The sequence below is a fragment of the Rhodococcus sp. NPDC056516 genome (genome assembly GCF_042794655.1).
GTDB lineage: Bacteria > Actinomycetota > Actinomycetes > Mycobacteriales > Mycobacteriaceae > Rhodococcus_F.
Genome location: NZ_JBHTTG010000001.1, coordinates 38484 through 54127 on the forward strand (window position 1 = coordinate 38484; position 15644 = coordinate 54127).

Annotated in this window: 3 protein-coding genes; all 3 read left to right on the forward strand. The window is 65.6% G+C overall.

Annotated features, from left to right (window positions below; genetic code table 11):
• Positions 1–13 precede the first annotated feature (13 nt).
• The 3 genes from ACFQ6Y_RS00190 (at position 14) to ACFQ6Y_RS00200 (ending at position 15620) form a co-directional block, all read left to right on the forward strand.
• Positions 14–6649 carry an amino acid adenylation domain-containing protein gene (locus tag ACFQ6Y_RS00190; RefSeq protein WP_378627527.1) on the forward strand — a complete coding sequence of 2212 codons (6636 nt, stop codon included), beginning with the start codon at positions 14–16 and terminating at the stop codon, positions 6647–6649.
• Positions 6646–14424 (forward strand): amino acid adenylation domain-containing protein, encoded by a 7779-nt coding sequence (locus ACFQ6Y_RS00195; protein WP_378627530.1) that lies wholly within the window; start codon positions 6646–6648, stop codon positions 14422–14424. The genes ACFQ6Y_RS00190 and ACFQ6Y_RS00195 overlap by 4 nt, the downstream gene beginning before the upstream one ends.
• A 200-nt stretch (positions 14425–14624) precedes the next feature.
• Positions 14625–15620 (forward strand): iron-siderophore ABC transporter substrate-binding protein, encoded by a 996-nt coding sequence (locus tag ACFQ6Y_RS00200; protein ID WP_378530326.1) that lies wholly within the window; start codon positions 14625–14627, stop codon positions 15618–15620.
• Positions 15621–15644 lie beyond the last annotated feature (24 nt).

Consider the following 15644-nt stretch of genomic DNA (forward strand, 5'->3'; position numbering starts at 1 on the left):
ACAGGCGACAGGGATGGACGACGTTCGAGCAGTCGTGGCGGAAGCCGTAGGTGTCGCGCCGTCCACAGTCGGTGACCATGTCAATCTCTTCGAGCTCGGCCTCGAATCGCTGGTCGTCATGCGGTTGGTGGGGCGCTGGCGCCGCAGCGGGCTGACCGTGACGTTTGCCGATCTGGCCGAGGTTCCGACTGTTGCACACTGGTCGACGATCCTGACCGAGACGAACGAAGTCGAGACAGCCTCGGCGGCATCGGACGTCCGCGCGGGCAGCGACGCTGCCTTCGATCTCGCAGTCCTACAGCACGCCTACTGGGTGGGCCGCGGTCACGACCAGTTTCTCGGCGGCGTCGCCCCTCACCTTTATACCGAATTCGACGGTCCGATCGTCGATCCAGAACGGCTTCGAAGCGCCTTGGCGACGGTCACCGCGAGGCATGGAATGCTTCGCGCCCGGATTACCGACAACGGCCAGCAGGTAATCCTGCCGAGCCTCGATCGCACCCTGCTCACCGTCGCCGATCTCACGGCAGCTGCTGAGTCCGAGATCGACGCCCACCTCGACGCCACTCGTCATCGACTTTCCCATCAGATGCTCGACATCGAAGCTGGGCAGGTCTTTTCGGCCGAGTTGACCGTCCTGCCTGGTGACCGGTCGAGATTGCATCTCGACGTCGACATGATCGCCGGAGATGCCGTGAGCTACCGCATCCTTCTCGACGACATCGCCCGGGTGTACGGCGGAGAGACGCTGCCGCCCCTCGGCTACGACTACGGTAACTACCTCGCCGACCGCCCGACGGAGCGCCGCGAATCCCGTTCTGCTGCACAGTCCTACTGGCGGGCACGCCTCGACGATCTGCCAGGTGCGCCGACTCTGCCGCTGGTGGAAGGGGATTCCGGTTCCGCCGCTGCGACCCGGCTGTCGTTCCACCTCGACGCCGACGGATACGACCGGCTTCGCATTGCTGCCCGAGCCAACGGAGTGACGCCGGCAGTCGCGGTGGCCACGGCGTTCGCCGAGGTAGTCGGCGCGTGGTCTCGTGAATCGCGTTTCCTGTTGAACGTTCCGATGTTCGACCGCGCCGACACCCACCCGGACGTCGCAGCACTGGTCGGCGACTTCTCCAGTTCGGTGATGCTCGACGTCGATCTCACCGAGACCGTGTCCTTCCTCGAACGGGCCAAGGCCGTTCAGGCGACCCTCCATGCGGACGCCGCCCATGCCGACTACTCCGGTGTCGAGGTCCTGCGGGATCTGAGTCGTTCACGGGGAGAGCAGGTTCTGGCGCCGGTGGTGTTCACCAGTGCACTGAGTCTGGGGGAACTCTTCCATCGCCGGGTCCGCGAGACGTTCGGCGATCCGGTGTGGATCATCTCCCAAGGCCCTCAAGTGGTTCTGGACGCGCAGATCACCGAACTCGACGGCGGACTCCTCGTCAACTGGGACATCCGCGCCAACGAGTTCCTTCCTGGAGTGCCCGAGGCGATGTTCGGCGCCTTCGAACATCTGGTGTCCTCGATCGTCGACGGAGGGAAATCATTCTGGGACAACGCAGTTCCCGCACTGACTGCGCCTGTCGGCGCCTGGAACTCTGACGTCATGAACTCTGACGTCATAGAGGCGCCGGTACCGGAGGTCCCGAACACGGCCTCGTCGCTGCTGCATGCCGCATTCTTCGAGAGGGCCGCAGCCACCCCGGATGCGATCGCGCTGACGTGGGCGTCGGGCACCACGATGACATACGGCGCGCTCGCCGACAGCGCGCTGCGGATGGCGGCGGCACTCGTCGGGGCCGGAATCGCGGTTGGTGACACCGTCGGAATCACCCTACCCAAGGGTTCTGACCAGGTCGTCGCGGTCCTGGGCGTCCTCGCGGCTGGGGCCGTGTACGTACCGGTGGGCGTGGATCAGCCACACTCGCGCGCAGATCTCATCGCCGACGCCGCAGGATTCCGCACGGTAATCGGGCGGGACTTGTCCGTAGCTGCGGCCCTTGCACACGATCCGATCACCCAGCCGCATCTCGGATCCCCCGACGACCCGGCGTACATGATCTTCACCTCGGGATCGACCGGTCGCCCCAAGGGCGTCGTGGTTCCTCATGTCGCGGCGATGAACACGATCGGTGACATCGTCGACCGGTACCGCTTGGACGAGTCTTACCGTCCACTGTGCTTGTCCGAGTTGGACTTCGACCTGTGCACCTTCGACTTGTTCTCGTGCCTGTCCGTCGGAGGCACCGCCGTGCTGATCGAGGAACACGAACGGCGCGATCCGCAGCGCTGGGCCCGGATGATCGTCGAGCACCGGGTCAGCGTCCTCAGTTGCGTACCTCCGCTTCTCGACATGATCCTGTCCACCGGCATCGATCTCGGAGCCACGTTGCGAGTGGTGATGCTCGGTGGGGACAAGGTGACAACCGATCTGTACCGTCGGCTGACTGCAGCGATACCTGGATGCCGGTTCGCCGGACTCGGAGGCGCTACCGAGACTGCGATTCACAACAGCATCTGCGAGGTGCGGACTGTCGATCCGCGATGGCGCACGGTCCCTTTCGGAACGCCACTGCGGAACATGGAGTTCCGCGTAGTCGACAGGCACGGTCGTGACGTTCCCCAGTGGGTCGGCGGCGAACTGTGGGTGTCCGGCATCGGCCTGGCCACCGGCTATCTCGACGACCCGCAACGCACGGCAGAACGGTTCGTCCAAGCATTTGGTCGTCGCTGGTACCGCACGGGCGACCTCGTTCGCTACGTCGAGGACGGCATGGTCGAATTCATCGGCCGTATCGACAACCAGGTGAAGATCAACGGTTTCCGGATCGAACTCGGCGAGGTCGAGTCCGTGATGAACCAGGATCCCGATATCGTCTCCGGTGCTGCTGCTCTCGACGTCTCCGGTTCGCCGAGTCTGGTTGCTGCCGTCGTACTCGAGGACGGCGCTACAGCATCGGACGCTACGGCATCCGTCGACATGATTCTGGAGCGTCTGTCCACTGCACTTCCGGCACACATGGTGCCCGACCGGATCGTGGTCACCACTGCACTGCCGGTCACGATCAACGGCAAGATAGACCGGGACGCAATCGTCGCCGCCGCCCGCACCTTGTCCGACACACAGCGCCGCGCCGCTCACGTAGCTCCCCGTACTCCGTTGGAGGAGAACATCGCCGACGTGTGGCGATCGGTGCTCGGTGTCGACCGTGTCGGTGTCACCGACACCCTCTTCGCGCTCGGTGGAGACTCGGTCCTCGCCACCACGATCGTCGCGCGACTGCGCGATCGTCTGAACACGGACGCGATAACCGTGCGGATGGTGTTCGCGGCGCCCACCGTAGCCGGCCTCGCCGCTCGGATCGACGCATCGGGCGGGCTCGCGGAACGGGCAGCGACAGTCGCGTCGGATGCGCCGCTGCTCAGCCTGACCGACGACGATCACGCTGCGATCGCCGACCGGTTCGGCGACGTCGAGGACATCTGGCCACTCTCACCGCTCCAACGTGGGCTGTACTACCAGATCAGCCTCGACCCGGCCGCGGCCCTGCTGTACACGGTGCAGAACGTCGCCGCCCTCGACCGGCACCTCGACGACGCACGCATCAACGCGGCAGTGTCCACCGTGATCTCCGAAAACCCCACCTTGCGAGCGGCATTCACGGTCACCGCCCTCGGCGAACCGGTGCAGGTGATCCGTCGCCGAGTCGACGCCGCCGTCCGTGTGGTCGACCTGACCACACACACCGACGCCGATCGACAGGTGATCTGCGAGCTCGCTGAGGACCGGGCGGCAGGCTACGACGTCGACGCACCGCCACTGTTCCGGGTGACCCTCCTGCATTTGCCCGGCAACGAAGACCGGCTGGTCGTCAACTACTGGTTCGGAGCCTTCGACGGCACCTCGTCGTGGCTGCTGGCAGACCGTATTCTCGATCTCCACGACAACCGCGCCGCGCCGGCACCCGAAACGAGCTACCGAGATCATCTCGCGTGGCTGACACGTCAAGACCGCGCCGCATCGTCGGCGGCGTGGCGAGATATGTTCGCAGACTTCGATTCTCCGACACTCCTTACCAACCGCACCGCTGATCGCGCAGGGGCAGCGTTGCCGCAGCGCCTCGAACGGCTCCTGCCCGGCGCCACCTCGGCTCGTCTGGCCGACATCGCTCGGACCGCCCAGGTCACTCCGTTCACCCTTCTCGCCGCTGCATGGGGAGCGGTCCTGACAGCGGTCACCGGACGCACGGACGTCGTATTCGGCACCGCGCTGTCCGGACGCCCGATCGAGGTCGCCGGCAGTGACCGGACGATCGGCGCCTTCATCGACACTGTTCCGGTGCGCGCGTTCGGTCGTGGATCCGACACTGCGGCGACGCTGGCGAGACGGATCCAGGATCAGCGCCTCGATCTGATGCCTCACGATCACCTCGGGCTCGGCGCCGTCCAGAAGGCGATCGGACTCGGAGAGTTGTTCGACACGCTGCTGGTTCTGCGGAATGCGGCCGCGCAAGATTCGGGTACGACGCCGCGCCTGCGGCATCTGTCGACCGTCGACGGCTCGGAATTCCCGATCTCCATCGCCGTCGACCCCGGTGACCGACTCAATCTCAGCGTCACCTACCTGCCGGATCTGGTCGACGAGTCCACCGCCCGCGATCTGCTCGACCGATTCCACGACGCCCTCGAGACGATCGCCGACGAACCTGATCGGCCGCTCGCCCGGTGGGCAACCCGTCGAATTCCCAGTTACCCGAGCCTGACCGGCACCCCCGACATCACGATTGCCGAACTACTTTCCGAGCGGGCCGAACTCGATCCGGACCGGACCGCGGTAGTTCTGGGCGAGGAGTCGGTGACCTTCGCCGAACTCTCCTCGCGTATAGACTCGTTCGCTGCTGCACTGATCCGCCGGGGAGCCGGGCCCGAACGTATCGTGGCGCTCGCTCTGCCTCGCACCGTGGAGACCGTGGTGGCCTTGTTCGCAGTGCTGCGTACCGGGGCGGCCTATCTGCCGCTCGAACTCGATCACCCCACGGACCGGCTGAACGTGATACTCGCCGACGCACAGCCGAGCATCCTGGTGAGCACCAGTGCCGTCGTGTCGCGGCCGTTTGTCACCGACGCCGATGTAATGGTGATCGACGACGCAGAAACCGTGGCAGAACTACGCGCCGATCGGGTGCTGACGGCCGCCGACCAGGTGGCATTCGCCCCCGGCGTCCCGGGCAGGCTGGAGCATCCCGCGTACGTCATTTACACCTCCGGGTCGACGGGGGCGCCGAAGGGTGTCCTGACGCCCTATCGGGGCCTGACCAACATGCAACTCAACCACCGCAGCAAGATCTTCGAACCCACGATCGCCGCTGGTGGTGGTCGGACATTGCGTATCGCCCACACCGTCTCGTTCTCCTTCGACATGTCGTGGGAGGAACTGCTCTGGCTCGTCGAAGGCCACGAGGTACACATCTGCGACGAGGAACTACGCCGCGACGCAACACGTTTGGCGGCGTACTGTGCGCAACGGAAGATCGACGTCGTCAACGTCACCCCGACCTACGCGCAGCTCCTCCTCGACGAAGGCATCCTCGACGGTGACAGCAGGATGCCGCTCGTGCTGCTCGGCGGCGAAGCCGTCCCGGACTCGTTGTGGTCCAGGCTTCTTCACGAACCGGGTGTAGAGGGCTACAACCTGTACGGGCCAACCGAGTACACGATCAACGCACTCGGCGGAGGGACAAGCGACAGCGAGACGGCGACCATCGGTTCGCCGGTCACCGAAACCCACGCCTACGTCCTCGACCCCTGGCTGCGCCCGGTTCCGGAAGGCACGATCGGAGAGCTGTATCTGGCCGGAGCTGGTCTCGCACGCGGATACCTCGGCCGGTTCGGCACCACCGCAGCTCATTTCGTGTCGAACCCGCTGGCGGACGGTGGCCGGATGTATCGGACCGGCGACCTGGTACAGGTGCGTCCGGACGGTCTATTCGACTACTGTGGCCGCGCCGACGACCAGGTCAAGATCCGCGGCTACCGCGTCGAACTCGGCGAAGTCGAGGCGGCGGTCACGTCCTGCCCGGGCGTGGGGTCCGCAGTGGTCCGAGCGATCACCGCACCGGCAACCGGGACCCGCCAACTGACCGCGTACCTCGTCCCTGACGGGAGCGTCGAAGCGGAAGGGCTGTTTGCTTCCGTCCGAGACCGTCTCGCGTCACGGTTGCCGGACTACATGGTGCCGACGTCGTTCGCGCTACTCGATCGAATTCCGATGACCGTCAACGGGAAACTCGACGTCCGTGCCCTGCCGGAACCCGACTCCAGCGGCAGCAACCATCAGCCGCCGCGCAGTCCGGTCGAAACCGTCCTGTGCGAGATCGTCGCCCGCATCCTCGGCGTCGACCGGGTCGGTATCGACGACGACTTCTTCGGGCTGGGTGGGGACAGCATCACTTCCCTCGCCGTGGCATCTGCGGCTCGAAGCGCCGGCATCGGCCTCACCCCTCGCGCGATCATGCAGAAGCGCACGGTGCGACTTTTCGGGACCGAGTTGACCGTCGAAGAGAACTCGGCGGCTGAGGAACGTGCCGCCGTGACGAGCGTCGAGGTGACGGACCTCAGTGCCGACGAACTCGACGAGTTCGAGAACAGCCTGTGAACGCACAAGCCCGGGCCGAAGCCACAGCAGGCCGATCGAAGATCCTCGAAGTCCTGCCGCTGACGGCGCTGCAGACCGGAATGTATCTGCAGTCCAGCCTGGCGGCGGCGGAGAACGATCCCTACCTCTCCCAGACGGTGGTGACCTTCCGGTCGGCGGTCGACGCCCGGATCGTCACAGTGAGTATCACCGCGATGCTCGACCGCTACCCGCACCTGAAAGCTGTTCTTCGACAACGGAGCAACGGAACCCTCGTATGGGTCGTGCCACGGGCGACGGTGCCACAGATCTCGCTGTCGGCGGCGGGAGCAGACCTCGAGGAAGCCAGAGCGGTCGATCGCGCCGCCGGATTCGAATTCCTGCGGAGCCCGCTGATCCGGTTCACGGTCGTCGATCGTGCACTGGTGATCACCTACCACCACAGTCTGATGGACGGATGGTCGGAAGCACTGTTCGTCCGCGAACTGCTGAGCGTTTACGAAGCGGGCGGCACGGCCGATCGGCTCGAGCCTGCGGCCGAATTCGGAACCTTCCTCGGGTGGATGGCGAAGCGGGACGCCGACGCTGCCCGTACGGGCTGGGCCGGCTACCTCGACGGTCTGGACGCGCCCACCCTCGTCGCATCCGGCACCGACGTGGTGGAGAGTACCCCGGTTCGGCTCGACGTCGTTCTCCCACCCGATCTGGGCGAGCGGGTCACGTTGTGCGCCAAGGACGCCGGGGTGACGGTCAATGTGGTGGTCCAGCTCGCCTGGGCACTTGTCCTCTCCTCCTTGACCGGCAGGCGCGACGTCGTGTTCGGGATGGCCGCATCCATCCGTCCGTACGATCTGCCCGGTGCCGCCTCGATCGTCGGTCTGCTACTCAACACCGTCCCGGTGCGCGTGCGGGTCGATCGGATCGTCACTACCCGTGATCTACTCGCCCACATCCAGTCCGGACACCTCGACCTCGACGACCACCGACATCTCGGCCTGTCCGACATCGCCCGCACCACCGGTCATTCGACGCTGTTCGACACGACAGTGGTCTACCAGAACTATCCCAGCGCAGTCCCGGACGACGGCGCCAGTGTCGACGACGTCACCGTGCTCGGTGCACCGATGAGTTTCCCCCTCGCTCTGGTCGCGGGCCCCGATCCCTCGCTGTGGGCGTTTGTCGTCTACCGACCCGAATCGATCCCGGCCGACGTCGCATCCACTGTGGCAACGCTGTTCACGGACCTGCTCGACGAGCTGACTGCCGATTCGGACGTACCCGTGTCGCTGGCGCTTGCGAACGCGCGGACAAGCACAGAGGTCCACGACACAGGCCAGATCGTCGCCGTACCGAGATTGGAACAGCAACTGGCGCACAGGTTCGCGGAGTCCGCGGCCGAGGTGGCGATCGTGTCCGGTGCCGACACCGTGACCTACGCCGAGTTGGCAACCCGGGTCGCTGACTTGTCGGCGGCACTGCGCGATGCCGGGACAGGGCCGGAATCCACTGTTGCAGTCGCTGTCCCACGCGGACCCGACATGGTCGCTGCACTCCTTGCCATCCTCGACGTCGGTGCGGCGGTGGTACCGATCGACATCCTGTACCCGCGGGATCGCATCGAGTACCTTTTGGCCGACGCGAATCCCCACACGATGATCGTCGACCCGGACACCAGTACCCTGCTCAGCACACTGGTACCCGCGACCACGCGCATCACGACCTCCGAGATCCCTCAGGATTGTGGGTCAGCGCCTTTCGTCTCCGAGTGGACCGGAGATCTGCCCGCGTACCTCGTCTACACGTCCGGCTCGACCGGCGCGCCGAAAGGTGTCCTCGGTACCCGAGACGGGCTTTCGAATCGTTTGCACTGGGCCGTGAATCGATGGGGTCAGCCACGTAGCCGTCTGGCCAAGAGTTCCCTGAGCTTCATCGACGGAACCACCGAACTCTTGACCGGTCTACTGGCTGGGCAACGTGTGATCGTGGCCCTCGACGACGAGTTCACCGACGCCTACGCGCTGGCCCGGTTGGCCACCACTCATCGAGCGGAACAGATGACGGCGGTCGGATCCCTCGCCGCCGCGCTCTGTGATGCAGCTGCAGCCGATGTCTCGACGGTTACCCACTGGATCGTCAGCGGTGAAACGCTGACGTCGGGCGTGATCGAGTCCATCGCACAAGCCTGCCCTGCAACACATCTGACCAATTCCTACGGGTCTTCGGAAGTGGTCGGCGACGTCGCCACTCATGACGTGTCGATTCCGGGGAACGATTCCCCGGCGGCCAGCGTCGTCGGTTCGGCAGTGCCGAACACGACAATCCGGGTCCTCGACGAGTTTCTCCTTCCCGTTCCTCGCGGTGTGGTGGGCGAGATCTACGTCGCGGGAATTCAACTCGCTCGCGGCTATCACCGGGCGCCGGCGGCGACAGCCACTCGATTCGTTGCCTACCCGGACGGCGCCGCCGGGGAGCGGATGTACCGCACCGGGGACCGCGGGCGACAGCTGCCGGACGGCACCCTCGACATCGTGGGACGCACTGACCGGCAGGTCAAGATCCGGGGACATCGAATCGAGCTCGGGGAGATCGAAGCTGCGACCGCCGCAAGTGGACTCGTCGACGACGTGGCCGTAGTTGCCGTATCCGACGCTGCCGGACGGCCGCGACTGGCCGGGTTCGTCGTTCCGAGTAGCAGTGAAGCCGAGCGGGGCGCCGAGAAGTCACACGTCGCCGACACGATCGGCGACGAGATCAGCGTGCGACTGCGTCAGACTTTGCCGGAGTACATGATTCCCGCCTCGTGGATGGTCTTGGCGACACTGCCGGTCACTCCCAACGGAAAGCTGGACCGGCTCGCTTTGGTTCGCATCGAGATCCCCACGACCTCGACGGGCGGCGCCGCGCCGCAGTCTGCCACCGAACTGGCGTTGGCGGCAATCATTGCCGACCTCGTGGGGATCGACATAGCCGAGATCGCCGCTGCCGACGACTTCTTCGCTCTGGGGGGCGACAGCATCGCGGCCATCACGTTCGTGCACCATGCTGCCCGTGAGGGGATCGTGCTGAGCACGGCGGACGTATTTGCCAGGCGCACGGTCGCGGCAATCGCTGCGTGCGCGGACGCTGCAGTTCCCCGTGGCGCGCAGCCGGTGGGCAGCGGAGCCGCTCCCCTGATCGAGCTCGACGACACCGAACGTGCGGAACTCGCAGCCTCGGGAACCGATATCGACGACGTTCGTCCAGCGACCGCTTTGCAGCAGGGTATTGTCTTCCAATCGCTGACCGCGGCCGAGGACTCGGACGAAATATACATAATTGCAACACAATTCGAAATCAACGGTGTGCTCGAGAGCGTCCGACTCGAAGAGGCGTTGCACGCACTCCTCGATCGGCATCCGAGTCTGCGATCGACGTTCACGACCCTGCAATCGGGTCGCACGGTCGCTGTACTCCGACCACATCGCGACATCGAGGTGCGCCGATACACCGTCGGCTCCCTCGACGGTCCGAACTCAGAGTCCCTGATCGCAGCAGACCGACGAACCTTCGACGTCGAGGATTCTGTCTTGATCCGCGTCACCGTGCTCGACGAATCACCGGTCCGCCACCGGGTGGCCCTGACGATGCATCATCTGCTCGTCGACGGATGGTCGATGGGGACCGTCGGCACGGACCTGTTCCGCCTGTACCAGGGTCGAACCCTCACTGCCCCGGCTTCGTTCGACGACTACCTACGGTGGTTGACCTCTCGCGAGAGCGCTGCGGCGACAACCGCGTGGCGGAAGGTGCTCGGTCGCGATCCCGAGTCACCTGGAAACCCTGTCCGCCCCTGCCTGGTGTCCGACTCCGACGGCCGTGCCTCACGAGTCGCTGCCGAGGAGATCATCGTCGATCTGTCCGAAGCAAGGACCGGGAATCTCAAATCCTTTGCTGCTCAGTCCGGGTCGACGCTCAGCGAACTGGTGCACGCGGCCTGGGCCGTGGTACTCGCGGCCGTCACCGGGCAGAACGACGTCGTGTTCGGATCGACGGTCTCGGGTCGACCTGCCGACCTCGACCGCTCGGCCGACATGGTCGGACTCTTCGTCAACACTGTTCCGGTGCGCGTGGACGTTCCTGCTGCCGCGACAGTGTCCGACGTCCTCGGTCGCCTGCGCGAGCAGACCGTGTCCGTCCTGGATCACCACCATGTGGGACTCGCCGACATCCAGCGGATCGGTGGCGTCGGCCGGTTGTTCGACACCCTCGTCGTGTTCGAGAACTTCGCCGAAGCAGACACTGCCGGTATCGATTCCGCCGACTTCACGGTGCGCGTTGGAGATTTTCACACGATGACGCACTATCCGATCACCGTGACCGTCTTTCCCGGAGACCGCTTGCGGATCGTCGTGGAGTTCCGGCCCGATCTGGTGGACACCCGCAGCGCCGCAATGATGAGTGACGCCCTGCATGCGGTCTTGGCGTCGATGAACACCCCCGAAGCCCACCGTGTATCCGACCTGGCGCTCGTCGACGCCGCAGAGCGCCGGCGCATCCTTGGTGAGTTCGCCGGAGCCGAATCACACTATCCGGGTGGCACGTTGGTGGAAGTCTTCGATGCGCAGTGCGTCCGAACGCCCGAGCTTGTCGCCGTCACCGATGCCCGGACCACTCTCACGTTCTCCGCGCTCGACATCCTCGCGAACCGTATCGCCCGAGCACTGCTGCGTCTCGGAGTGGGAGCCGAGGACGTCGTCGTCGTACCCGCGACGCGGTCTGCGCTCACTCTTGCCTCCATCGTCGCGGTGATGCGGTCGGGGGCTGCGTACCTGCCGATCGAACCGGATGCGCCCGCCTCACGCACCCAACGCATTGTCGACAGTGCCCGACCCACCGCGATCGTGACGACACCGGACGACCGCGCCGTCGACAATGCCTTGCTCGACGGATCGGTGACACTGGGGGCGTGCACGATCGTCGACACTTCGACGCTCGCCGAATCCGAAGACGACCACCGCGTCGTCACCGACGCCGAACGACGCACCCCGCTGCACGCTGACTCGCCGGCGTACCTGATCTACACCTCCGGCACCACCGGCGTCCCCAAAGGTGTCGTCGTTCCGCATCGGGGGTTGGCGAACCTGTACTTCAGTCATCGTGATCGGGTGCATGATCCAACGGTCGCACGCACCGGACGCTCTCATCTCAACGTCGGTCACGCCTGGTCGCTGGCGTTCGACGCCTCCTGGCAGCCGCAGCTGTGGATGTTCGGCGGCCACGCGGTCCACGTGTTCGACCGTGATGCCGCGGCGGATCCGTCCGCGCTGCTCCGTGAACTGCGCCGAGTGTCCGCCGATTTCGTCGAAGTGGTGCCATCGGTTCTCGAACACCTGATTCGCGCCGGGCTCGGCTCCGAGATCAGTGCGCTCGGTGTGGGCGGAGAAGCCGTGACCCGGGAGCTCTGGGACAGGATGCGGTCACTGGATTCGGTTGTGCTGCACAACTTCTACGGCCCGACCGAGGTAACCGTCGACGCCGTCCACACCTCGACGGAATGCTCCGGAGAGCCTCTCATCGGACGGCCCGTCGCTGGTCTGCGTGCCTACGTCCTGGATGCCGGCCTGCGTCCGGTGCCCGTCGGGGTGGTGGGCGAGTTGTATCTCGGTGGCCCCGGCGTTGTGCGCGGCTACCGTGCTGCCCCGGCGCTGACAGCCCAGCATTTCCTGCCGGATCCGTTCGCCGCCGACGGGACCAGGATGTACCGCACCGGCGACCTGGTGTCGTGGACGGACCACGGATTGCTCGACTACACCGGTCGCGCCGATCACCAGGTCAAGATCCGCGGGCACCGGGTGGAACTGGGCGAGATCGAACACTGCCTGCGCGCGCTCGACGGAGTGGCCGATGCCCGCGTCGTAGCCCGCACCGATGGCACTGGCACAGAACGGTTGTCGGCGCACGTCGTGCCGGAACCGCGGCGCACGCTGGACATCGGAGAGTTGCGTGCCGGCGTCGCCGGCCGGTTGCCGTCGTACATGGTGCCTGCCAGCTACACGGTCCTCGACCGGTTTCCGTTGCTGTCCAACGGCAAACTGGACCTCGCTGCGTTCCCCGAGGGCAAGGTTCCCGACCGAGTGCCCAGCCCGCCGGAGACCGACCTGGAACACCGGCTGTGCGCCGAGATCTCCGACCTGCTCGGCATCCCCGACATCGGAGTCGACGACGACTTCTTCGATCTCGGCGGCGACAGCATCATGTCGATGGAACTGTCCGCCCGTCTGCGTGCGCGCGGACTGACGGTCTCGCCCCGAGACGTCTCGACGGGGCGCACCGTACGCGCTCTTGCTGTATCTGCCGAGGCATCTGTTGGTGCACAGGTTGATTCGCGCTACTCCTCACTTTCGCCGTACGGCGAAGTGCCGCTCACTCCCATCGTGGCCTGGCTAGCCGGCGTAGACGGGCCGATAGACCAGATCTCGCAAGCGGTGCTGCTTCGGATCCCGGCCGAGTTCACCGAGCAGAGGATCGTCGCGATGATCGACGCGCTCGCGCGGCGGCACCCGATATTGCGGGCACGATTCGACGGTACCCAGTTGGATATTCCTGAACCCGATGGTTTTCCCTCCGAATGGCTTTCGGTACTGGACATCACCGGTGAGCGCGACGATTCCGCCCGGGAGGCGGTTCGTGCTGAGTCGCGGGCAGCAAAGGCACGATTGCGTCCGGCTGACGGGCGCATGATCGACCTGGTGTGGTTCCGGCGTGACGAAGAGCCCGGCGAACTGCTCATCACCTTGCACCACCTGGTGGTGGACGGAGTGTCGTGGCGGGTGCTGTTGCCCGACCTCCACGTCGACGGTTACGGCTCTTCCACGACGCCCGTGGCGGAACCAGCCCCCGACTCGTTCCGGCGGTGGGCGCATGCGGTGCACGATCACGCGCATTCGGCGTCGATCCTCGATGATCTCGACCGGTGGGCAGCCATCGCCGCACCCGGCGCTCGGATACCGCTGATCCGCCCCCTCGATCCCACTGCCGACGTCGGCGCCACGTTGGACCGGGTGTCGTTCACGTTGACCGAGGACGAGACGGCCGCGCTCCTTGCCGGTGTGTCCACCGTGCTCGGGGGGTCGGTGGACGACGTTCTGCTCGGCACGTTCACCGCCGCGCTCGCGGCCTGGTCCGAGGCCGGAACAGAAGGTGCGGACGCCGAATTCGTCGTCGACGTCGAGGGGCACGGCCGCGGAGACGTCGGCAAGAGCTCTGTCGACGGATCGGGGGTCGTGGGTTGGCTCACCGACGTCCATCCGATCAGGATCACCGCACGCACCGATCGATTCGACGCGGTGCTCACCGGTTCGGTTGCCGCGGCGCGTGAACTCGTCGCCGGGGCCAAGCGCGCACGGTCGGCGGTGCCAGGGGAGGGGATGTCCTACGGGGCGTTGCGTTACCTGAATCCGCAAGGGCGGAAGGTACTCGGTGAATACGACTCGGCAGCAGTGGAATTCAACTACCTGGGTCGATTCGACCTCGGCGGTGACGACGGCGGTGACGACGACGGCGGCAGGTTCAGGGCAAGCCCGCTGCGCGACAGTATGGATTCCGGACTCGGTGACGCCGTGCCGTGTTCTCATCCCGTGGTGGTGGACGGTTACGTGCACGATCGCCGTGGCGTCGGCGGCCTGACCACCTCCATGCTGGGCGCCACCGTGGCCTGGCCGCCTGCGGTGGTGGCTGAGGTGCCACGGTTGGTCGACGCGTGGGCAGCGGCGTTGCGATCCGTCGCCGCGATCGTTTCCGGTGGTGACGGGGGCTAATGAATCTGAGGCAAGGGTAACCTTCGTGCTACGTTAGGCGCCGTCACCCGCTGGGGGTGTATGAGCAGATCGATCGGTCGAGAGGTGTTGGAGTGAAAAGGATTATGGGAAGAGGGCCGTCAGAGCGGCGCAACCGGAGCGGCGGCAAGCGCGTCCGCGGAATGGTAGCTGTACTGGCGGCATGCGGCCTCGTGGTTGGAATGGCAGCCTGCAGCAGCAACGACGACAGCGGTAGCACCGAGACTTCGTCGGCAGCGAATGCCGCGTTCCCGGTGACGATCAAGTCTGCTCTCGGCACGGCCGAGATCAAGGAGGAGCCCAAGCGGGTCGCAACCTGGGGATGGTCCAACCAGGACGCCCTCCTGGCGCTCGGCGTCGTCCCGGTTGCGATGCCCACCTTCGCCGGACCTCAGTACGGGGCCGACGACAAGGGCATTCTGAAGTGGGACGCCGAGGCGCTCGACAAGCTCGGTGGCGAGCAGCCGACCTTGTTGTCGGGTGACGGAACCGGTGAGGCGCCCGTCGAGCAGTTCGCGAAGGCAGAACCGGATCTCATCTTCGCCCCGTACTCCGGTATCACTCAGCAGGAATTCGACGCGCTGTCGAAGATCGCGCCTGTGGTGTCCTTCCCGGACGAGCCGTGGACCGCGTCGTGGCAGGACCAGGTGACCATCGCCGGTCAGGCGTTGGGCAAGCAGGCCGAGGCCACCGCACTCATCGACAAGACCAATGCCGCGATCAGCGCGACAGCTGCGAAGAACCCTGCGCTGCAGGGTAAGACCGTGACCATCGCACTTCCGAACAGCCCGAGCACGTTCGCGGTGAGCAAGGACGCCGACGTGCGCGTCGAGTTCCTCGAACAGCTTGGACTGAAGAACGAGCCGACGATCCAGCAGGCAGATCCGACCAAGGACCCGGAGGCCGTGTACTTCGAGCTGAGCACCGAGCAGGCGCCCCTGATCGCGGCCGACGTGCTGTTCGTGGTCGCTTACGACAAGGACTCTCTCAACGCGTTCCTCGCCGAGCCTTTGGTTGCCGCACAGCCGGTGATCGTCGACGGCCGCACTGCATCCACCAAGGACTTCAGCGTCGACAAGAACTTCGCCTTCGGAGGACTGACGGTCCTGACCATCCCGTACATCCTCGACGACGTCGCCACGGTGCTGAACACCGCCGCAGGCAACGTCAAGGGATAGTCGAGGGACAAGGGCCGGATAACG